Raw genomic sequence first — 22,388 nt, 5'->3', positions numbered from 1 at the left:
AGACACAAAGGCGCAAAGTAAATTGTAATTTCATTTTGCGCCTTTGTGCCTTTGCGGCATAAAAAAACAACTGTGTTAGCTAAAATAAACAACTTCGAAATTGACTTATCTAAACCTATAGACATCTCAATCCCATTAACAAATACCGATGAAAACCCGATTGCCTGGTACATTGAAAAACCAACTATTGAACCCGTAGTTTTTGGAGACTGGATCGGCAAAGTTTCGGAAGGAAAATCATCAACTAATTTCAATAATATTTTCTTCAACCCACACGGACACGGTACACACACCGAATGTTTGGGGCATATTACGACTGATTTTTACAGCATCAATCAATCCCTGACCCAATTTTTCTTTTCGGCAAAATTGATCACTATTGCACCTGAAACAATTGGAGAAGATTTGGTAATTACGAAGGAGCAAGTCCAAAAAGCAATGAACCTTTCGACTTCACACAATTTGACCACGGAGGCTTTAATTATCAGAACTCTACCCAATCAAAAGGATAAAAAATCAAGAAAATATTCGAATACCAATCCGCCTTATTTAGCTGAAGACGCTGCTGTTTTTATTCGTGAAAGCGAAATCCAGCATTTATTAATCGATTTACCAAGTGTTGACCGAGAACATGACGAAGGAAAATTGTTAGCCCATAAAGCCTTTTGGAATGTAAAAGACACGCTTCATTTAAATCCTGATGCCCGACTAAAAGCTACCATTACAGAAATGATTTATGTTCCCGATGAAATTAAAGACGGAGATTATATACTAAATTTACAAATCGCTTCGTTTGAGAATGATGCGAGTCCGTCTAAACCAATTTTATTTCAGATTTCAGATTTTAGACTTTAGATTGCTAATTTCAAATCTGAAGTCTAAAATCTAAAATCAACAATTAATTATGATTACAGTTTCAACCGATAAAAGCAAACTTGACGTTCCGTTTATTCAGCACTTTTTAAAAGACATTTATTGGGCTGCGGGGCGCACAATCGAGGAAGTACAACGAACTATTGATGCTTCTGTTTGTTTTGGAATTTATCTTGACGACAAACAAATTGGTTTTGCACGTGTGATAACCGATTACGTGGTTTTTGCTTATGTCATGGATGTTTTTATTACTGAAGAACATCAGGGAAAAGGTTATTCGTCTATTTTAATTAAGAAAATGATGAATGAACCGCAACTGAACGAAATTAAAATCTGGAGATTGGCCACAACCGATGCCCATTTTTTATACGAGAAATTTGGATTTAAAGCATTAGACCATCCGGAAAAAATGATGGAAAAAGTGATCAAATGAAAACAGTTATCAAATTAGAAGAATTAGGTTTATTTATCCTTGGCCTCTATCTATTCAGCCTTCTGAGTTATGAATGGTGGTGGTTTTTAGTACTGATTTTAGCACCCGACGTATCCATGTTGGGTTATACTGTTAATGCTAAAACAGGAGCTTTTTTATACAATTTATTTCATCATCGTGGAATTGCTGTTTTGTTTTATATTTCAGGTTGTCATCTAAAGATTGAAGTGGCCCAGCTAATCGGAGTAATTCTATTTTCTCACGCTGCAATGGATCGCTTTTTTGGTTATGGTTTAAAGTACGAGACCGGTTTTAAAAACACTCATTTAGGAGAAATTGGTAAAAACTAAACTTTAAAAACCTATTAACTTTCTTCTATCGAATTGTCTTTTGGTAATAAAATACTATATTTAGACTGTTCTTTAATACATCATTTTTCCGAAATGAGAATAGCTGAAAAATTAAATACTAAAATTAATCCTTTAAGTTTATTCCAATCTTACGGCAGTCTGTTATTTATTTTTTTCCACTTCAACTTCGGGTTTGCACAAAATAATTCTAAAAAGGACACTACAAATTTCATTTATTATCCTGACAAAATAATGGTCCGTGCCAATTTGAGTACGCAAACCGATACGTATTTTTATACCGCCAAAGAAAGTCCGAATCTTAAAATTGTTCCTAATAATGACTACAAATTATTCCTTACTGTCGATTATAAGTTTATTGGTTTCAGTTATGGATTTTTCCCGAAGTTTTTCGGAGTAAATAATGACAATAGTCTAAAAGGCAAATCTTCCTTTTCTGATTACAACTTCCGTCTGTTTCTAGGACATTGGCTGCAAAATTTTCAATACAGTAAAGTCCGTGGGTACTATGTAGAGAATACAGCCGACTTCGTGCCGGATTGGACAGAAGGAAAAGATCCGTATCTGCAATTTCCAAATCTCAAAAATGAAACTTTTGGCATGTCAACTTCTTATGTTTTTAATCCGAAGTTTTCACTCAAAAGCATTACTTCCTTTACGGAATGGCAAAAGCAAAGCGCCGGAAGTTTTATTCCTACTTTAACATACGATTACAACCGTTTTTCATTCGATCAAAACGGAAATAAAAGCAAAGAAGACAACTATAATATAAGACTGGGATTGAGTTATTTTTATAATTTTATAGTTCATGAGAAGTTTTATATTGCGCCCAATTTAACTCCTTCAGTCGGAGTTCGGTTTTCAAAAAATAAATCTGCCGATACAGATGGAAATACAATTGAGAAAGAGACGTATTTTACACAGTTCCTTGAAGGTGGCATAAAAATGGGCTATAATTCGAACCATATTCTTTTTGGAGCCAGTTTTAATTTTAATGTTAACTGGTACAAAGAAGATCGAAAAAATAGCATTGAGAACAACAAAATATTTGGTCTGTTGTATTTTGGATATCGTTTTGACGCTCCCAATTTTATAGCAAAACCGGCAAAAAAGATTGAAGAAAAAATAAAACTATAAAAATATGAACCTGGAAACTTATTATGAATATTGTCTTTCTAAAAAAGGAGCAACAGAACATTTCCCTTTTGATGAAGATACTTTAGTCTTTAAAGTAGGTGATAAAGTATTTGCTTTAACCTCTTTACAACGATGGGAAAAAAACGAACCAGCTGCAAATTTAAAATGTGATCCTGAGCGCGCACAGGAGCTAAGAGCGGAATATGACGAGATAAATCCCGGGTTTCACATGAATAAAGTGCATTGGAATACGGTTACCTTAAACGGGAATTTACCAACGGGTTTTGTTAAAGAATTAATAGATCATTCCTATGAATTGGTTTTCAAAAGTTTGACCAAGAAAATTCAAAACGAAATTACTGAATTAGAAAATTAGGCATTACATTTGCAGCGTAAGAAAAAAAACTTAGCAACTCAGTTACTTTGTAACTTAGCAACTTATAACACATGAAAGAACAATTTAAAAAGTTTTTAAACGAAGAACAAGACCCTAAAGCGATTGAAAAAATCACTTCTAAGCTTAACGATCTAATGATGAGAGGCGAAGAAGTAGGTTATATTGCTGTTCAGAAAAAACCGGCAATTACTGTTTTTCCTGATAGTATTGTATTAACAAACAAGAGAATCATTATCTGTAAACCTAAAAACTTAGGTCTTTCTATGGATTTTACAGATTATACCTGGGATGATATTGTTGGGACTTTTGTAAAAGAAAATATTCTGGGTTCAGAGTTTTCTTTTTCTACCAAAACAGATATTCAGGTTTCGATCGATTATATTCCTAAAATTCAGGCTCGAAAAATCTTCACTTACGCTAAAGAGCAATTGGACCTGCTAAAAAATCCGGTTGTTGCAACTCCGGTAGCGGAAACTATTCAAACAGAAGAAGTTGAAGCAGAGGAAGAAATCGAAGAAATTGAAACAGAAGAAGTAACTAGTTTTGCAGAAATTATGCCTGCTACTACTCCCTCTTTTACAGAAACTTTTGAGCCAATTCAGCCTCAGGCACCGGCAGGAGATCGTAAATTAAGTGAATTGTCTAAGGAAGAACTTTTCGATAAATTACAGAATTATAAAAAATTATTAGACAACGGATTAATCATGCAAGGGGAATACGATACGTTTAAGAAAGAAATTTTGAGTTATATGTAGCATTTGCTTAACCGCAAGGTTCGCAAAGATTTACGCAAGGCTCGCAAAAGGTTAAAAAAAGGGAAAGCCCAACATTATATTATGTTGGGCTTTTTATTTTTCATTTATACCGTATTAATGTGAGATCAATACTCAAAAAAAATGGCCACAGATTACAGGATTAAAATGATTTTTTTAATCTGTGTTAATCCTCTAATCTGTGGCAAAAAATTGTAGCTAGTTTTTTTAAAAGCTCATAGTAACAAAGATCATAGTTCTTAGTTTAACAGATTTGAATAAACCTTTGCGAGCCTTGCGTAAATCTTCGCGAACCTTGCGGTTAAACCACGCTAAAGAGTTGCCTTCTGCTTCTCAACAAAATTATGTGCTTGCAGTTCTAACAATTCTGTGGCTTTTTTTCTTTGCAGGTCGTAAAGTTGTTTGTCTTCTGCAATGTCTGCATATACCTTATCGTGCATTTGAGCACTGGTTTTAACCAATAAATCGCGTTGGTATTTGTTCTGTGATAAAGTGGCTTTGATCGCTGTTTCGGCTTCTTCTTGTTTAAAATCAAATTCTCCTTTTGGAGATAATAATTTAGCTATAATCGGTGAAGTTTCGATCGCCAGGAACAACAACATTATAAAAAATGACGGTAGCCAAGGTAATTTATTCAAAGCGTTGATACGCGCCATTAAACCATCAAACCCTTCGATGATTGGCTGCGTTTGTGAAACCTTTTTATCTAAATCTGCCTGAAGTTGTTTTCCGGCTTTTTCTTTCTCCGCAATCTTAGCTTCGTTAGCTGTTTTTAGGTCTGCAAATTCTTTTAAAGAAGCATCGTGTTTCTCTCGTTTTTCTTTATAAACCGGACCTTTACCTAATTTCTTGGTTCCTGTAGTTCCTTCGGCCTCGGTAATGTAGGTTGAATATAAAGCGTTTACTTCCTTCTCTTTCTTTACAATATCTGCTTTTAAAGCTGCAATCTCTGCTTTATTTTTATCTAAATCTGATTTGAAATAAGTTCCAATTTGTTTTTTATTGGCTAATTCCATTTCATTTTTTTCTTTCAATAAAACCGTATTGATTTCTTTTTCGAAAATTTTAATCTCCAATGGTTTCGAAATTACAATTGCAATAATAACCGCCAACATAATTCGAGGTGTCGCCTGTAGAAATTCGTCTAAAAAACGATCTCTCTTTTTGATGGTCGAAACAATAAAACGGTCTAAATTGAAAATTAGTAAACTCCAGACAAATCCAAAAATTAAGGCCGGATAAATAGAGTCAAAAACGGTGAAAAGTGCATAAGCACTGGCCAGAAAAGCCATAACTGCAGTAAAAAAAACGGTAGCTCCAATACCTACATATTTGGTTTGTTCACCTTCTGAACAACCGTCCAGAAGGTCTCGGTCGACTCCTGAACAAAGGATAAAAAATTGCTTTAACATGATTGATGATTTTTGATTGTGATTGATACGGCAAATTTAGCGCCAATTTTTTGATTCTCATGTAAATAGTCCATTTGTTTTTGTCTGATTCGCTTCTAAATCCTACAAATGAAATGTTATTTTAACTTTAATAGGTTTTTCCTTTTTACTGGAAATCATAACACTATGTTAATTTTTTTCCGTGTGTTTAATAATACTAAGGTTTTAGTTTCGCAACTAAAATCAAACCAAAAAAAACACAATGAAAAACTTCTATTTAGTAGTAACACTCTTTCTATTAACCCTAGCAGGTTATGCTCAGAAAGCGATAATATCCGGAAAGGTATTAGATGCTGATGACAAACTTCCCTTGCCCGGAGCAATGATTCAAATTGTAGGCGAAAACAAATACACCGTTTCTGATTACAATGGTCGTTTTGAATTACTTAATATAAATGCAGGTACTTATCAGGTTTTAGTAAAATACATTGGATATACTTCCATTACTCATGAAATTACAGTACAACAAGGAAAAAACAATGTACTTGATTTCACCCTTAAAACTTCGGGAACAGAATTGAATGAAGTGGTTGTGGGAGACATTTTAAAAGGTCAGGCCAAAGCCTTAAATCAGCAAAAAAACAACAAAAATATAGGAAACGTAATCTCCTCAGATCAAATGGGTCGTTTTCCCGATGCCAACGTAGGAGACGCTTTAAAACGTGTTCCCGGTATCACCATGCAAAATGATCAGGGAGAAGCCCGTAATATTATCATTAGAGGTTTAGCTCCATCACTGAACTCGGTAACATTAAACGGTGACCGAATTCCATCAGCTGAAGGAGACAACAGAAACGTACAAATGGATTTGATTCCATCTGATATGATTTCGACGATTGAAGTCAACAAAACACTAACTTCTGATATGGATGCAGATGCTATCGGAGGTTCGGTAAATTTAATTACAAGAGCCACTCCAAACGGTGAAAGAATCTCTGCAACACTTGCCGGCGGCTATCTACCAATACGCGAGCACGCAAGTTATACAGCAGGTTTAGTATACGGAAACAGACTTTTCGATAATAAACTTGGTCTCGTTTTTAGTGGTTCTTATAATAATGTAGATTATGGTTCTGACAATATCGAAAACGAATGGGTAAAAGATGATTTCGGAAATCAATATTTACAGGCATCTGAAATTAGAAAGTACGATGTACAACGTATTCGTCGCAGCGGATCTGTTGCTTTAGATTACAAATTTGATGAAAACAACACCATTTTTGCCAATGCCATTTACAACTGGAGAGACGATCGTGAAAACCGTTTCAGAACTACTTACGATGATATTGAACCTATTTACAATGGAGAACAAATTACTGGTTTTGAAGGCCGTGTAAAACGTCAGACAAAAGGCGGAGTTGACAACAACAGAAACAAAAACAGACGATTAGAAGACCAACGCGTACAGAATTATTCTATTCGCGGAGAGCATTTAATCAATTCTAAATTAGATTTGGATTGGTCTGCCAATTATGCCAAAGCGAGAGAATATCGTCCGGGTGAACGTTATATCGAATACCGCCAGAAAGGTCTTGAAATGACCGAAGATTTATCGGATTTGAGATTTCCTTTAATCACAACAAGCGGAGAAGCGCTAGATAAATTCAAATTTGATTCGGTTACAGAAAACACAGACGATACCAGCGAAAGTGAGTTTGGTGCCAAAGTAAACATCCGTTTTCCTTTTACAATTATTCCTTCACAAAAAGGAAGACTTAGAACCGGACTTCGACTACGTTTAAAAGAGAAAAAGAGAGATAATATTTTCTTCTCCTACGAACCTACAGGTGACGGAATGGAATTACTATCCGGAATCCCGACAAGTTCTTTTGATGGTAAGAACTTCAATCCGGGGAGCAAATATGTTCCGGGAACTTTTGCATCGGCAAACTTTTTAGGAAGTCTTGATTTAAACAATCCATCTTTATTCGACAAAGAAGCTGACGCCGCAGAATATCTGGCAGTTAACTATAATGCTAAAGAAAATATTTATGCCGCTTACGTAAGATGGGATCAGGATTTTAATGATAAATTATCAATGGTTTTAGGTTTCCGTGTAGAGAATACGCACATCGATTATACCGGAAATCGTGTTCTTGATGAAGAAGAATTAGAAAGTAAAATCAACACTACCAATTCCTACACAAACGTATTGCCAAGTATTTCTTTCCAATACAATGCCACTAAAGATTTGGTTTTAAGAGCAGCTGCTACAACGGCTTTGGCAAGACCTAATTATTATGCCTTAGCTCCTTATGTGAACAATATTGCGGCGGACAAAGCAATTACAGCCGGAAACCCGGATCTTGATGTTACTTACTCCTACAACTATGATTTCATGGCAGAGAATTATTTCAAATCTGTGGGATTAATTTCAGGTGGTGTTTTCTACAAAAAGCTAAATGATTTCATTTACAACTACAGCGACAATCAATATACAGCTGCAAAATTCGCAAATGATTTCCCGAATCAAATAAACCCAATTCCGGTTGGCGAAAACTGGTCGTTTGTACAATCCCGAAACGGAGACAATGTGGATGTTTATGGTTTTGAAGTTGCTTTTCAACGTCAGTTAGATTTCTTGCCTGGGAAATTCCTTAAAGGTTTTGGTATCTATTTGAACTATACCTACACCAAATCTAAAGCAAAAGGAATTGCTGACGAAGATGGAAACGAAAGAAACAACATTAGCCTTCCGGGAACAACTCCACATATGTTTAACGGGTCATTATCTTGGGAAAACAAACGTTTTTCTGCCAGAGTTTCCACCAACTTTACCTCCGATTATTTAGACGAACTGGGTTCAGAATCGTACAAAGACAGTTATTATGACAAGCAACTTTTTGTTGATGCTAATGCCTCTTTCAAAATTACACCTAAACTGCGTCTTTTTGCCGAAGCCAACAATTTAACTAACCAACCATTGCGCTATTATCAAGGAATTGAAGCGCATACCAAACAAGTAGAGTACTATCAGGCCAGATATAATTTTGGTTTGAAGTTAGACTTGTAATAATCCATATATATAATTCTTAAATTAGACAGAGTTTAACCGCTCTGTCTAATTGCATTTAAAAAAACAAACAAAATGAAAAATATATCAGCACTGACTTTTTTACTTTTTACGCTTTTATGCATCGCTTGCAAAGACGACAAATTAGCGCCTGTCGCTAAAAATGCAGTAAAACCAACCGTTACGACAGAAGCTTTACCACATGACACTGATGATCCTTCTATTTGGATTCACCCCACAGATTCTTCAAAAAGTATTATTATAGGAACAGATAAAGATACTGACGGCGCTTTGTATGCTTTTGATTTGAATGGAAAAATTCTAAAAAAATCAATTCCTTTAAAAAGACCAAACAATGTTGATATCGCTTACGGTTTATTAATTGATGGTAAAAAAATAGATATTGCCGTTACTACAGAACGTGAAAGTAACAAAATAAGAATCTTTAGTTTACCAAATTTAGAGCCAATTGATAATGGTGGAATCCCTATTTTTGAAGGCGAAACTTTAAGAGATCCAATGGGAGTTGCGTTATACACGCGTCCAAGCGACAAGAAGATTTTTGCTGTTGTAGGAAGAAAATCAGGACCATCAGGAAGTTATTTATGGCAATATGAACTTTCTGCTTCCGGAAAAACGGCAACTGCTAAAGTAGTTCGAAAATTTGGAGCCTACAGTGGAAAAAAAGAAATTGAAGCCATCGCAATTGACAACGAATTAGGAACTATTCTATACTGTGATGAACAATTCGGAATTAGAAAATACAAAGCAGATCCCGCCCTAAAGGACAACAAAGAACTGGCTCTTTTTGGGAAAACCGGATTCAAAGCAGATAATGAAGGAATCGCAATTTATAAAAAAACAGACTCGACAGGTTACATTTTAGTATCCAACCAACAAGCAAATACTTTTATGGTTTATCCGAGAGAAGGTGCCAACGGAAATCCAAACGATTATCCTTTATTAGCGGAAATCCCAACCTCAACAATTGAATGCGACGGAGCAGATGCCACCAGTGCAAACTTAGGCGGAAAATTCAAAAACGGCCTCCTGGTAGCCATGAGCAACGGAATGACCTTTCATTACTATACTTGGGATTTGATGCAACAACGTATTGATAAAGCCAGGAAATAGTTTTCAGTCGCAGTCGCAGTTTTCAGTTTTTACCCGGAACTGAAAACTAAAAAGTGTCAGGCTGAGCGAAGTCGAAGCCCTTAATAACGTAAAACCCTTCGACTTCGCTCAGGGTGACATCGCAAATCAAAACTGAGACAAAAACAAAAAAGCTGTTCATAACGAACAGCTTTTTTTAAATTTGAATTAGTAATTTTCCTTATTCTGTAATCGGTGCACCAGCCAAAATTTCAGCATTGGCAAATTCTTCAAATTTGGCAAAATTAGCTTTGAATTTCTGAGCTAATTCAATTGCTTTTTTATCGTATAAATCTTTGTCTTCCCAAGTGTTTCTAGGGTTAAGGATTTCATTTGGAACATTTGGACAAGTTTGCGGTTTTGCAATTCCAAAAATCTCATGATTTTCAAACGCTACATTGTCTAATTCACCGTTTAATGCTGCAGTGATCATTGCACGAGTGTATTTTAATTTCATACGGCTTCCTGTTCCGTATGCTCCACCTGTCCAACCTGTATTGATCAACCAAACTTTTACGTCTGCGTCTTTCATTTTTTTAGTTAGCATTTCTGCGTAACGTGTTGGGTGTAACGGCATAAATGGCGCTCCAAAACAAGCTGAGAAATTAGGTTGTGGCTCTGTAACTCCTGCTTCAGTTCCGGCAACTTTAGCCGTATATCCTGAAATAAAGTGGTAAGCAGCCTGACCTGGAGTTAATTTTGAGATTGGAGGCAAAATTCCGAAAGAATCTGCCGTCAAAAAGAATATATTTTTAGGATTATGTCCTATAGATCCCAGTTGAATGTTATCGATGTGTGTGATTGGATAACTTACACGTGTATTTTGTGTAATTGAAACATCATCAAAATCCACTTCATTTGTTCCCGCTTTGAAAACTACATTTTCTAAAAGCGCTCCTTTTTTAATTGCTCTAAAGATATCCGGTTCGTTTTCTTCGGTTAAATTAATAACTTTAGCATAACAACCTCCTTCAAAGTTAAAAACAGAATTTTCGCCAGTCCAACCGTGCTCATCATCTCCGATTAACTTACGTTGCGGATCTGCTGATAAAGTTGTTTTTCCTGTTCCGGACAATCCGAAGAAAATTGCTGTATCTCCTGCTTCACCAACATTGGCGCTACAGTGCATTGGTAATGTATTCTTGAAAACCGGTAAAATGAAATTTAAAGCAGAGAAAATTCCCTTTTTCATTTCTCCTGTGTATCCTGTACCACCAATAAGTGCTATTTTTTTAGTAAAATCTAAGATAGCAAAATTAGACTGACGTGTTCCGTCTACAGCAGGATCTGCCATAAAACTTGGCGCACAAACTACAGTCCATTCCGGGCTAAAGTTAGCTAATTCTGACTCTTCCGGTCTTAAAAACATATTGTAACAAAACAAGTTAGACCAAGCCGTTTCTGTTACTACACGAACATTTAATCTATAATTTGCATCAGAACAAACATAAGAGTCTCTAACAAAAACTTCTTTATTAGATAAAAACTGTGTTACTTTATTATATAGTTTTTCGAAAGCTTCAGAAGAAAACGGGATATTTACTTTTCCCCACCATACCTGATCTTCGGTAATACTGTCCTTTACGATAAAACGATCCTGAGGAGATCGACCTGTGAACTCGCCTGTATTAATTGCCAATGCTCCAGTAGAGCTCTCAACACCTTGGCCTGACTGCAAAGTAATCGCATGCAATTCATCAGCTGATAATTGATAGCGAACTTTTGCATTTTCAATTCCTAGTTCCTTTAACGAAATCGATTGCGTGTAAAGTGTGTTAGCGTCCATAAATTTTGTTGTTGTGTATGTTTCTTTTTTTAGTGAACAAACATAATTTTTACTTTGATTCTTAAGCAGTTATACTTTTGAAATCCGAATTGTTATATTTTTTACCAATACAGATAAAAACCAATAAAAATTCACATAAGTAATATCATATGTTATTTATGAGACAAAATTAAAGATTAATTTTTAGATAGAATTTTTTATTCTGAATTTTATGATTTTTTCTTCAAAATAGTAGCAAATAACACCAGCCAGGCTAGAATTAATAAAAATCCTCCCAAAGGTGTTGCGAATACTATAATTTTCGAGTCAAAAACAGTGTAGTCTTTTGTAACTAATAAATAGATAGACCCACTAAACAGTAGGACACCAGCGACAGTAAGGTTGTAGATTGTTTTTAAAGTCTTCTCGGCAATCTCTTTTCTGGTTGAAAGAAAAAACAGAAAAAAAGCATGATACATTTGATAACGAACTCCAACTTCAAACGTATTTAATTGATCAACCGATAACCATTTTTTTAACAGATGAGCTCCAAAAGCACCCAAAATAATAGCCACCATCCCTAAAAAAGCACCTGTCAAAACAATTTTTCTTTTCATTTTTTCTATGTTTTTTAATATTCAAACAAAAATACTGCAAACAATCTGAAAAGCTTTTCACTTTTTAAAAATCTTTTTCAATAAAAGGAATTCGGCTGTTTTACTCTTAAAATTAAAAATAAATGATTTTTTTCAACTCTTTATATTGTTATATTTATAACATTTTAATATATTTGTGTTATAAATATAAATTATGAGAAGCATTTTAATTATTGGAGCCGGTCGATCTGCCTCTTCCCTGATCCGTTATTTACTGGCAAAATCTGAAAGCGAAAAGTTACATCTTATTGTAGCCGATTTATCTTTGGCTTTGGCCGAAAAGAAGACACAGAAACACCCGAACGCCACTCCAATGGCTTTAGATATATTTAATACTGCAGAAAGAAAAGCGGCAATAGAAAAGGCATCTATTGTAATATCGATGTTGCCGGCTCATTTGCATATTGAGATCGCAAAAGATTGTCTTCAATTTAAAAAACATCTTGTTACTGCTTCTTATATCAGCGATGCCATGCAGGCTTTGGACGAAGAAGCAAAAAAGAACAATTTAATTTTCATGAACGAAATTGGTCTTGATCCGGGAGTCGACCATATGAGCGCCATGAAAGTAATTGATGAAATCAGATTGAAAGGCGGCAATATGTTGCTTTTTGAATCTTTTTGTGGCGGATTAGTAGCTCCCGAATCAGACAATAATTTATGGAATTACAAATTTACCTGGGCACCAAGAAATGTAGTTTTAGCTGGTCAGGGTGGCGCTGCCAAATTTGTACAAGAAGGCACTTATAAATATATTCCGTATTGTAATTTATTTAGAAGAACTGAATTTCTTGAAGTGGAGGAATATGGAAAATTTGAAGCTTACTCCAACCGTGATTCACTAAAATACCGCTCTATTTACGGTTTAGACGATATCCTGACTTTGTACAGAGGAACCATCAGAAGAGTTGGTTTTTCTAAAGCGTGGAATATGTTTGTACAACTGGGCATGACGGATGACAGTTATGTGATGGAAGATTCCGAAAACATGAGTTACCGTCAGTTTGTGAATTCTTTCTTGCCGTATCACCCAACCGATTCTGTTGAAATCAAAACACGACTGATCTTAAAAATTGATCAGGACGATATCATGTGGGACAAACTTTTGGAATTGGATTTATTCAATCCGAACAAAAAAATAAACCTGCCCAATGCTACTCCTGCGCAAATCTTAGAAAAAATACTTTCTGATAGTTGGACTTTAGAGCCTGACGATAAAGATATGATTGTAATGTATCATAAATTTGGATACGAACTTAATGGAGAGAAAAAACAAATTGACTCTAAAATGGTTTGTATTGGAGACGATCAGACTTATACGGCTATGGCAAAAACAGTTGGCCTGCCGGTAGCTATGGCCACCTTGTTGATTTTGAATGGAAAAATCACAACACCGGGCGTACAACTTCCTATAAACAAAGAAGTTTATTTACCGATTTTAAAAGAATTAGAAGAGTATGGTGTCGTTTTTAACGAGCAAACCATGCCTTATTTTGGATATAACCCGGACCTATTCTAGTTTCTGGTTTATTTTTTTTTCGAGATTTTTTTTTTTTAGTTTTTAATTTTATCCGCTTCTCTTTTTCAAGAAGCGGATTTTTTTATTCTTACTCTGCCGACTGAACGGTAATTGGCAAACTGTACATGACTGCCACCGGCTCCCCATTAACTTTTCCGGGTATCCATTTCGGGCATAATTTAAGCACTCTTATTGCTTCTTCTCCACTTCCGTACCCAACATCTCTCAGCAATTTAAAATCAGCCAAAGTCCCGTCTTTTTCTACCACAAAAGTGACATAAACCCTGCCCTTCAATTTTACATCTGCCGGCGTTGTTGGCATTTTATAATTCTGACCTACAAATTTATAAAATGCCACCACCCCGTCAGGATGAACAGGATTCTCTGTTAAATCAGACGTTTTATAAACAGTCCCTTCTTCTTTTTTTACTTTTTGATTCTTTGAGTCGTACAAATCAATTTCAACAGATTCCGGCCCTCCTTTTTCTAGCTTTTCTTCCAATTCCTCATTATTGGGCGGGAATTTCGATCCTTCAAACACATTTGGAACCACCTTTTTCTCTGCGGGAGTAAGTTCTTTGTATTTTTTCTCTGCTACCACAGTTCCTTTGTCATCTTTAATTTTAAAAGTTGTATTATCGTAATAAGTAGCAAAAAGACTTGCCTTTTTAGCGGTTTCTTTGCCTGAAGCTGTTTTTTCTTTTACTTCCTGCGCTACTGTTTTGGTACACAAAAAATACACGAGCCCGGTTAGCAATGGCAAAAGAAGTGTCTTTTTAAACAATCCTCTTGAAACTGACGTTGTAGTTGTCATCATAATTAATCTTTTTTTGGTTATTGAATAGTTCAAATTACTGGCCAGGTAATATATCGGACTTTGGTTCGCTTTAGACAGTAATAAATACTGATAAAACGAAACATTGTTATGTGATTTGACAACTTTACTATCAGCAAGAAATTCGTGATTGAGTTGTATTGCTTTTTTGTAGAAGATAAAAATAGGGTTGAACCAAAAAACAGTTTTAATTAATTCAATCAACAAAACATCCACAGAATGTTTTTGATTTACATGAATCAGTTCATGGGTAAACAATTCGCTTTCTATTTTTTTGTTTTGATAGTCTTCTTCATTCACAAAAATTGTATTCAAAAAAGTATAAGGCAGTGTTTGTTCTTTCAACAAAACCAATCTTACATTTTGATATTTTAATACCGAAACTGCATTTGTCTTTTGAATTAACTTATACAAGTTTTTTATAAATCGAAAAAACAAAGCTGCTGTAATTATTCCATACAAAAGCCAACCTATAATCTCGTAAACAGGCGTTTTCTCTTCTACTATTTCTGCTGTCAGTTGTCCGGAAACTGCAACACTATTGGTCGCGACATTCGAAACTTCTCCTATTATCTCGATAGTTACAAACGGAATAACAAACGAAATCAAAAGACTCCCCAACAAGAAAAACCTGTTAAACTGATTAAATTTCTCTTTTTCCAAAAGCAAATAATATACGCCCAGAAGCACACATAATGCGATCGTCGATTTTATAAGAAAGGCTGTCATTTTTTCTTCTTTTGAATTTGTGAATCGATTATTTTCTTAAGCTCCTCCAATTCCGAAGTCGATAAATCGGTTTCTGTCGTAAAAAACGAAGCAAATTGCGAAGCCGAATTATTAAAGAAATTACTAATCAGACCGTTGACATGTTTCGAGAAATAAGCCGTTTTTTTAACCAACGGGTAGTACTCTCTCGAATTTCCAAATTCATTATAAGCGATGAATTTTTTATCAATCATTCGCTTCAGCAAAGTTGCTACTGTTGTAGTGGCCGGTTTTGGTTCCGGATAAGCTTCCAACAAATCTTTCATGAAAGCTTTTTCGAGCTTCCAAAGATGCTCCATTAATTGTTCTTCTGAGTTTGATAGTTGCATAATTATTTAAGATTTTCTAGTTTTTCCAATTCAGGTAATTCTTTTTTATAAGCTTCTAAATTCCAAACGAGACCGACTTTTGGTGCATATTCCGCCATAGTTCCAAGCCCGACTTCGGCACGTCTCTTATCTACATTATCCGGATCAATCATTGGCGAAATATGAGGCTTTCTCGTTGTCCTGTCCATTGAAGTCTGACTTCCGTAAATTTGTTTCCTTCCTTCTCTTAATGCCACACGATCTTCAAGCAAAGCCAATGAGCCGGCTTTTGCATCTCCTTTTTTAACCGCATCCCGCATCATCGGAAGGTATTTTTGCTGGGTTTTCAAAGGTGCGTGCTGAATAACCAAAAACAAGGTTTGATTCGCTTGTTCACCAACCGTGTTCTTCCCTACCCATCCTCTTTCGTCCAGAATCTTTGTTACTTTAATCAAATTCAGACTGTCTTTATAAATCATTATCGTACCAATACTGTCTATCTTTTTCTTGTCAGACTTTTTATCTTTATAAACAGCCATAAAGTCTTTTCGAATATCCTGATCTTCATCATAGATCGCAAGCAGCTCTTTCTGTAACGTTTTGTCATAATTCGCCTCAATACCATCCATTTTCTTTTGAAACTTCTCAATTAGCTCCTTCCATTCTTTTTGTGAATGCAATACCGTTAAATCTCTGTCTTTTTTTAAATGACCTAAATTCTCATAACCATTATCGATTGCCAGATTCAACCATTTAAAGGCACTTTTTGACTCATTTGCTAATGCGGCAGAACAGGCTCCGTTATACAAATGAGCAGACTTTACAGCTTCTTTTTTGAATGCTTTTTCATAAAACCCTACCGAAATTTTATATGCTCCACCAGCATAGCACGAATCGCCTTTACGAACAAAATCGCTATAAGTTTGCGCTTGAAGCAAAATACTATTGAATACAACTAAAATAAAAACAAACCTTTTTTTCATAACCTGAATACTTACTTATTAATTTTTTGTTCTGATACTAATTCTCCGTTTTCGTACTTTTTAATCCCTTTTAATTTTCCTTTATCCGAATAGAATTTCCAATCTCCAAAATAAAACCAATGTGATTGCAAAGCCGTTATTTCTAATTTTGTATTTCCTTTGGACTCTAGTTTTCCGTTTTCATAATAGTTTTTCACTACACAGATTCCGTTTTTGTATTTCTCCGTTTTATAAATTTTTCCATCTATATAGGTCTTCCACTTTTTTACAGGCTCATCATGCTTGTAATATTCTATAGACTTATATTCAACATTATCCTGAACATAAACATCCATCCACTTCCCTTCCTTCTTTTTATCGATTTTCTGATTAATTGGTGCGGTTTTGCATCCGAGAAATGCAAACAGGAATAATATAAAAAGTGTTTTCTTGTTCATTTTTGCTCTACATTTATAGATGTTACTCTACAAATGTAGAAATAAAATTTAATTACGCAAGTTTTCTTTTGAAAAAGATACTGAGGCGCTAAGTTTCTGAGACACTAAGATCTAAGTAAGACCCTAAAAATTCTTGCTGCGGCAAGCCATCGAAATGAAATTCCAAAACTCAAATTCCAAATTCCAAAACTGAGATAGAGTAGACAAAAAAAAAAATCCGCTCATTTCTGAACGGATTCTATTGAATTTATCTTTATCTAAGTTTGACAAAGAGTAGAAATCTAAAATTACTTAGACAGCTCTACAAAATACTTATAAAACAATGGAATAGTTTCGATTCCTTTCAAGTAATTGAAAATTCCAAAATGTTCGTTTGGCGAGTGAATTGCGTCACTATCCAATCCGAATCCCATTAAGATGGTTTTGCTTTTTAGTTCTTTTTCAAACAAAGCTACAATTGGAATACTTCCTCCTGAGCGAACCGGAATTGCAGGAACTCCGAAAGTTTCTGTGTAAGCCATATTTGCTGCTTTATAACCAATACTATCGATTGGCGTAACATATCCTTGACCACCGTGATGCGGAGATACTTTTACGGTAACACCAGCCGGAGCAATGTTCGTAAAATGTTTAGCAAAAAGTTCTGTGATTTCTTCCCAATCCTGGTTTGGAACTAAACGCATTGAGATTTTTGCGAAAGCTTTGCTTGCAATAACCGTTTTTGCTCCTTCACCTTGGTAACCACCCCAGATTCCGTTTACGTCTAAAGTCGGACGAATCGAATTGCGTTCATTCGTTACATATCCTTTTTCTCCGTAAACATCATTTAGGTCTAAAGCTTTTTTATAATTTTCTAAACTGAAAGGCGCTTTTGCCATTTCGGCTCTTTCTTCAAGAGATAACTCTTCTACTTTATCATAGAATCCCGGAATGGTAATATGATTGTTCTCATCATGAAGTGAAGCAATCATTTTTGCCAAAACGTTAATTGGGTTTGCTACTGCTCCACCATACAATCCTGAGTGTAAATCACGGTTTGGTCCCGTAACTTCAACCTCTACATAACTCAAACCACGTAAACCTGTAGTAATAGATGGTTGTTGGTTAGAAATCATTCCTGTGTCCGAAATCAGAATCACATCGTTTTTTAATTTTTCCTGATTGCGTTCTACGAACCAACCTAAACTCTTAGATCCTACTTCTTCTTCACCTTCGATCATGAATTTTACGTTACAAGGCAAGGTATTGGTTTGTACCATATATTCAAGCGCTTTTACGTGCATGTACATCTGACCTTTGTCATCACAAGCTCCACGTGCGAAAATTGCTCCCTCAGGGTGAATTTCGGTAGTTTTAATAACCGGTTCGAAAGGAGGAGACGTCCATAAATCGATTGGATCCGGTGGTTGAACATCATAATGTCCGTACACTAAAACAGTAGGCAGATTAGGATCGATTATTTTCTCCCCATAAATGATTGGATAACCCGGAGTGTCGCAAATTTCGACTAAATCACAGCCTGCTTTTGTTAAACTTTCCTTAACAGCTTCCGCCGTATCGATAACATCTTGCGAATATGCAGTGTCGGCACTTACCGACGGAATTTTCAATAATTCGATCAACTCATTGATAAAGCGATCCTTATGTTGTTGAACGTAAGCCTTAATATTTTCCATTTAAATGATTTTTATAGAAATTCAAAAGTAGCAAAAAAAAAAGATTATTTTTTTTTGAAAAAAGGCTTTGAATATTCGAAGTTATGTCTATCTTTGCACCCACAATTGAGCGGATATGGTGAAATTGGTAGACATGCCAGACTTAGGATCTGGTGCCGCAAGGCGTGTAGGTTCGAGTCCTATTATCCGCACTGAAAAAGCTTCTGAGAAATCAGAAGCTTTTTTGATTTATGGAGGTTTTGGTTTTTCGCCAACTTACAATACTCTTAAATACTCTAAAAATAAATCTGACAGGTTTCAAAAACCTGTCAGATTTACTTCTGGAAAACCGAGGAAATGATTTTATATAAGGAATAAGAAATCACGTCCGCAACTCGACAAAGATTGGCGACTTACTATACGGAATTCCTTGTGTGATTTCTCCTTCGTCGAAATGACACGGTGTGCAAAACCTCTGTTACTTTACTCAATCTCCAAATAAGGATCTAAAACTTCTGTCAATTCATTAAGCCAAAAAACTATATTCAAAACCGACTGCTTCTATTTGTTAAAAATGTAAGAATTTAAAATAAATTAACAAGTAAAAAATGTTTTTAAAAACAGAACTATCTATCTTTATGCCATTATATCAAACTCATTTTAAAAGGTTTAAACACTTTGAATACTCTTCCAATATATGCCACTGAACGAACTGAAGCTGAAATAAAAATTAGATATTTATTTGCCAGTGTTGGCGAAAAAACCATTGTTAAAGCAATTGAATACTCGCCCGTAACTATTATAGACTCAAAAACTGTTTATAATCTGGGATTCGGAGATTATGATGAAGACAAGGGTACAATTATTGACAATATTAATAGCAATAATGGAGATATCTATATTGTATTTAATACGGTCTTAAGTACTATTCCAAGTTTTTTCGAAACTAATCCTGACGCAGTAATTATAGTAAGTGGTAGTGACAGTCATGAGAATTTTATAAATGATTGTCTTCCGAAGTGCACAAAAAAATGTACAGATAAATGCAAAAACCATCAAAGAAGAATAAAAACATATCGATACTATGTAGACAAAAATTTCGATGAACTCTCTGAAAGTTTTACTTTTTTTGGACGTAACAAAACCAAAGAAAACCTATTTGTACAATATATTCCAAACCAAGATTACGACGACATTTTGGTTTATAAGAAAAAATAATCTAATTTTACCTGTAGTTAAAGTGCTCTTTTTTAACCAAATACTAATAACTAAACAATCATGAAAACAATTAAAACAACCTTAAAAGCTTCTAAAGTTATTGTTGCATCTGCCACAACTAAAGAAAAAATTGCTGAAGCTGCCAACACTCTTAAAGGAAAAGAATTGTTTACAGATAAAATAGAATTAGCAAAGAAAAACTTAAGCGATTTAAAGTCGCTACCTATTTAATACAAACAATCAAAGTGAAATAGAAAAAAGTCGATTTAGCTCTCTAAATCGACTTTTTTATGTTTTACCATAGACAATTATCCGCACTGAAAAAGCTTCTGAGAAATCAGAAGCTTTTTTGTTTTATGCAGGTTTTGGTTTTTCGTAAACTTCCAATACTCCTAAATACTCTAAAAATAAATCTGACAGGTTTTTGAAACCTGTCAGATTTACTTCAGGAAAACGGAGAAAATGATTTTATATGAGGAACGAGAAATCACGTTCACAACTCGACAAAGATTAGCGACTTACTATACGGAATTCCTTGTGTGATTTCTCCTTCGTCGAAATGACACGGTGCGCAAAACCTCTGTTACTTTACTCAATCTCCAAATAAGGATCTAAAACTTCTGCCAATTCATTAAGCCAATAAAAATCGTCTTTGAGGCTGGTTTTTTCAAATGGAAAGACTTCACGTTCCTCCATTACAATCAAAACAATTAAATACTTAAATCGTCGTATGGTTTTTGCCATATCTTTCGGATCTATTTTGTTTGCAAAAAAATCTGTTAGTCTGGTCTCGACTTCTGAAAGGTTACTTGTAATCATAATTTTAAATTTTAGTTTGAATAATATCTAGACGCCAAAATTCACAAGATTTATTTTTCAATTGGGTACATATATGTGTCTAACTCTATTTTATTTTTTCTTATAAAAAATAAAATTTCAAAAGCGCACTATTCAGCAGAACAACATTCATCACTTTGAGAAACAAAAAAGCCCCAAGCTAAAACTAGAGGCAATTCATTTATATTTTTGGAATTTGGAATTTCAAAAAATTGGAATTTCCAATCTACCCGATCCAAACCTTACTCTTAACCAAATTCACGGTCTGCTTTAGATGCTGATTAAAAGCAATCAAAACGATCAAAACCAACAGACCATACCCCACAATTGTATAAATTTCCATATCTGCCAACAAAGTCGATTGTTTGGCTACAGTACCAAAAATCTTTTTTAAGGCTAATGTATTGGCGTTTTCTGCCGTATATCCTTTTGCTATAAAACTTTGCGTTGTTTTGGCAATTACCTCCTGTGTTTCGGCGCTATTATCGTTTACAAACTGACTTAATTTCAAGAAGTGTTTTTTGTTTAAAAATACTATTGCATTCTGCATAATACAAAAACCAATAGTGCTGCCCCAGAAACGTCCTGAAACTCCAATAATTCCTGATGACGCAGCCATTTTAGGCGGTACTGATGATGTGGTGAACAAAATCAAAGGCACAAATAAAAGTCCCACTCCGATTCCCTGCAAAACGTACGGAATTATAATATCACTCAAAGCAACGTCGGGCACAAAAAGAAACGTAAACCAAAAATGAAACAAGGCTATAAGCGAAAAACCAATCAGAAAAATATACTTTGTGGATATTGATTTTATCAAAAAGAAAGCCGCCAGAATTAATCCGATCACATTTCCCAGTCCGTTAATGTATTGCACTCCGGCCACGCGGGACGGATCCCAATTCCAAATCTGGAACATAGCAGCATGACAAAGACTAAGCGTTGCTCTGCTGATATAAAAAAGGAAAAACAACAAAAATCCGATTCGAAGATTGGCATATTTAAAAACTTCGAAATTAAAACTCGGTCGTTTTACCGAAAGCTCTTTGAAAACAAACAAACCCGCCGTAATCAAAGCAATCATCAACATAAGAATCATTTGAGACGATTCAAACCAGTATTTTTTTTCGGCATACACAAAAAAATAAGCTCCTGTGAGAATTGCTGTCAACACCAAAACATAACTTATCCAATCGATCTGATATAACGGAATTTTCTTTGTAATCCGATGACCTTTAAACGTAATCCAAATCAAAAAGACATTCAAAACCTGCAGCATTCCCGAAACGTACAACATGTATTTCCAGTCGTAATGATCCAGAAACCAAACGGCAATATTCATAATAAACGGCGTTGACAATAATAACGCTCCATAATAAAAGGAGAATCCAATTACAATTGCATTTTTAGAATTAAAACGTCCAATCAACAATTGTCTAATGGTAATTACCGGTAGCGCCATTAGAATTCCTTCGAAGACTCTGAGCAGCAAAAAAACAGTAAAATTAGTAACGTATGCTGACGAAACTATCGTAATTCCAACCAAGGAATAAACCGCCATAAGGTAGTTTTTGGTCGGAAAAAAACTGGAAAATCGGGCTTCAATCAAAATTGTCGCCAGCAAGGTTCCGTAGGTCACACACATCGCGAACTGCAAATCTTCGGGTTCAATATCCAGAAAACTTGCCGCATAGGTTACGTTTGAAGTATACACTCCAAGCAAAATCATAGAATGCAGTAAACAAACAAACAGAATAATTACAATTGCCCAATTGGGAACCCAGGATTTAAAAATGTCTTGGTCATTCAT

General features: G+C 35.0%; 21 protein-coding genes and 1 tRNA gene. 12 read left to right on the top strand and 10 right to left on the bottom strand.

Annotation, left to right across the window (positions count from 1 at the left end):
- The first annotated feature begins 72 nt into the window (after positions 1–72).
- From ACHRV3_RS18870 to ACHRV3_RS18845, 6 genes are all read left to right on the top strand, one after another.
- Positions 73–855 carry a cyclase family protein gene (locus tag ACHRV3_RS18870; protein ID WP_395435848.1) on the top strand — a complete coding sequence of 261 codons (783 nt, stop codon included), beginning with the start codon at positions 73–75 and terminating at the stop codon, positions 853–855.
- 49 nt (positions 856–904) lie between these two features.
- Positions 905–1,306, top strand: coding sequence for a GNAT family N-acetyltransferase (locus ACHRV3_RS18865; RefSeq protein WP_395435849.1), 402 nt, complete (start codon positions 905–907; stop codon positions 1,304–1,306).
- The gene (locus ACHRV3_RS18860) at positions 1,303–1,656 is read left to right on the top strand and encodes a DUF4260 domain-containing protein (protein ID WP_395435850.1); all 354 of its coding nucleotides are present in this window, start codon (positions 1,303–1,305) and stop codon (positions 1,654–1,656) included. Before ACHRV3_RS18865 ends, ACHRV3_RS18860 begins: the two co-directional genes overlap by 4 nt.
- Before the next feature lie 93 nt (positions 1,657–1,749).
- Positions 1,750–2,811: a DUF4421 family protein gene (locus ACHRV3_RS18855; protein ID WP_395435851.1), complete on the top strand. Its 1,062-nt coding sequence runs from the start codon at positions 1,750–1,752 to the stop codon at positions 2,809–2,811.
- A 4-nt stretch (positions 2,812–2,815) separates the two neighbouring features.
- Positions 2,816–3,187 (top strand): MmcQ/YjbR family DNA-binding protein, encoded by a 372-nt coding sequence (locus ACHRV3_RS18850; protein ID WP_395426502.1) that lies wholly within the window; start codon positions 2,816–2,818, stop codon positions 3,185–3,187.
- A gap of 71 nt (positions 3,188–3,258) precedes the next feature.
- Positions 3,259–3,963 (top strand): PH domain-containing protein, encoded by a 705-nt coding sequence (locus ACHRV3_RS18845; RefSeq protein ID WP_395435852.1) that lies wholly within the window; start codon positions 3,259–3,261, stop codon positions 3,961–3,963.
- Between the two features lie 329 nt (positions 3,964–4,292).
- Here ACHRV3_RS18845 and ACHRV3_RS18840 read toward each other — a convergent pair whose 3' ends face one another.
- Entirely contained in the window at positions 4,293–5,393 is a 1,101-nt protein-coding gene (locus ACHRV3_RS18840) for a DUF4407 domain-containing protein (RefSeq protein WP_395435853.1), read from the bottom strand.
- 241 nt (positions 5,394–5,634) lie between these two features.
- On the opposite strand from ACHRV3_RS18840, the gene ACHRV3_RS18835 reads away from it, so the two are divergent.
- Both ACHRV3_RS18835 and ACHRV3_RS18830 read left to right on the top strand, forming a co-directional pair.
- Positions 5,635–8,445: a TonB-dependent receptor gene (locus ACHRV3_RS18835; RefSeq protein WP_230004348.1), complete on the top strand. Its 2,811-nt coding sequence runs from the start codon at positions 5,635–5,637 to the stop codon at positions 8,443–8,445.
- A gap of 75 nt (positions 8,446–8,520) precedes the next feature.
- Complete coding sequence (locus tag ACHRV3_RS18830; RefSeq protein ID WP_395435854.1) at positions 8,521–9,579, top strand: phytase; 1,059 nt, start codon at positions 8,521–8,523, stop codon at positions 9,577–9,579.
- A gap of 199 nt (positions 9,580–9,778) precedes the next feature.
- Here the strand turns inward: ACHRV3_RS18830 and pckA are convergent, their stop codons facing one another.
- The gene (pckA, locus tag ACHRV3_RS18825) at positions 9,779–11,383 is read right to left on the bottom strand and encodes a phosphoenolpyruvate carboxykinase (ATP) (protein WP_395435855.1); all 1,605 of its coding nucleotides are present in this window, start codon (positions 11,381–11,383) and stop codon (positions 9,779–9,781) included.
- A 209-nt stretch (positions 11,384–11,592) separates the two neighbouring features.
- Positions 11,593–11,979, bottom strand: coding sequence for a DUF423 domain-containing protein (locus ACHRV3_RS18820; RefSeq protein ID WP_230004345.1), 387 nt, complete (start codon positions 11,977–11,979; stop codon positions 11,593–11,595).
- A 193-nt stretch (positions 11,980–12,172) separates the two neighbouring features.
- On the opposite strand from ACHRV3_RS18820, the gene ACHRV3_RS18815 reads away from it, so the two are divergent.
- Complete coding sequence (locus ACHRV3_RS18815; protein ID WP_047777731.1) at positions 12,173–13,537, top strand: saccharopine dehydrogenase family protein; 1,365 nt, start codon at positions 12,173–12,175, stop codon at positions 13,535–13,537.
- An 88-nt stretch (positions 13,538–13,625) separates the two neighbouring features.
- Here ACHRV3_RS18815 and ACHRV3_RS18810 read toward each other — a convergent pair whose 3' ends face one another.
- The 5 genes from ACHRV3_RS18810 to ACHRV3_RS18790 form a co-directional block, all read right to left on the bottom strand.
- A complete protein-coding gene (locus ACHRV3_RS18810) occupies positions 13,626–15,101 on the bottom strand; it encodes a M56 family metallopeptidase (RefSeq protein ID WP_395435856.1) in 1,476 nt (491 codons plus the stop codon).
- Complete coding sequence (locus tag ACHRV3_RS18805; RefSeq protein ID WP_205625362.1) at positions 15,098–15,469, bottom strand: BlaI/MecI/CopY family transcriptional regulator; 372 nt, start codon at positions 15,467–15,469, stop codon at positions 15,098–15,100. Before ACHRV3_RS18805 ends, ACHRV3_RS18810 begins: the two co-directional genes overlap by 4 nt.
- 2 nt (positions 15,470–15,471) lie before the next feature.
- Positions 15,472–16,431: a DUF6624 domain-containing protein gene (locus ACHRV3_RS18800; RefSeq protein WP_395435857.1), complete on the bottom strand. Its 960-nt coding sequence runs from the start codon at positions 16,429–16,431 to the stop codon at positions 15,472–15,474.
- An 11-nt stretch (positions 16,432–16,442) separates the two neighbouring features.
- On the bottom strand, positions 16,443–16,868 hold the full coding sequence (locus ACHRV3_RS18795; RefSeq protein ID WP_395435858.1) for a hypothetical protein: 426 nt from the start codon (positions 16,866–16,868) through the stop codon (positions 16,443–16,445).
- A 287-nt stretch (positions 16,869–17,155) separates the two neighbouring features.
- Positions 17,156–18,544, bottom strand: a complete 1,389-nt coding sequence (locus ACHRV3_RS18790; RefSeq protein WP_230004341.1) for a dipeptidase — start codon at positions 18,542–18,544, stop codon at positions 17,156–17,158.
- Between the two features lie 109 nt (positions 18,545–18,653).
- Between ACHRV3_RS18790 and ACHRV3_RS18785 the strand changes: the two genes are divergently transcribed.
- From ACHRV3_RS18785 to ACHRV3_RS18775, 3 genes are all read left to right on the top strand, one after another.
- Positions 18,654–18,735: transfer RNA gene (locus tag ACHRV3_RS18785), tRNA-Leu, on the top strand.
- Positions 18,736–19,201: 466 nt separating this feature from the next.
- Entirely contained in the window at positions 19,202–19,741 is a 540-nt protein-coding gene (locus tag ACHRV3_RS18780) for a DUF6934 family protein (RefSeq protein WP_047777721.1), read from the top strand.
- A 60-nt stretch (positions 19,742–19,801) separates the two neighbouring features.
- Positions 19,802–19,972 carry a hypothetical protein gene (locus ACHRV3_RS18775; RefSeq protein ID WP_165579381.1) on the top strand — a complete coding sequence of 57 codons (171 nt, stop codon included), beginning with the start codon at positions 19,802–19,804 and terminating at the stop codon, positions 19,970–19,972.
- 357 nt (positions 19,973–20,329) lie between these two features.
- Here ACHRV3_RS18775 and ACHRV3_RS18770 read toward each other — a convergent pair whose 3' ends face one another.
- Both ACHRV3_RS18770 and ACHRV3_RS18765 read right to left on the bottom strand, forming a co-directional pair.
- The gene (locus ACHRV3_RS18770) at positions 20,330–20,560 is read right to left on the bottom strand and encodes a hypothetical protein (protein WP_395435859.1); all 231 of its coding nucleotides are present in this window, start codon (positions 20,558–20,560) and stop codon (positions 20,330–20,332) included.
- Between the two features lie 244 nt (positions 20,561–20,804).
- A complete protein-coding gene (locus ACHRV3_RS18765) occupies positions 20,805–22,388 on the bottom strand; it encodes an MFS transporter (RefSeq protein ID WP_395435860.1) in 1,584 nt (527 codons plus the stop codon).

This window comes from Flavobacterium sp. FlaQc-49 (assembly GCF_044005985.1).
Taxonomy (GTDB): Bacteria; Bacteroidota; Bacteroidia; order Flavobacteriales; family Flavobacteriaceae; genus Flavobacterium; species Flavobacterium cupriresistens.
Note: the sequence above shows the minus strand (reverse complement) of the source record. Positions and strands in the feature narration are given on the sequence as shown.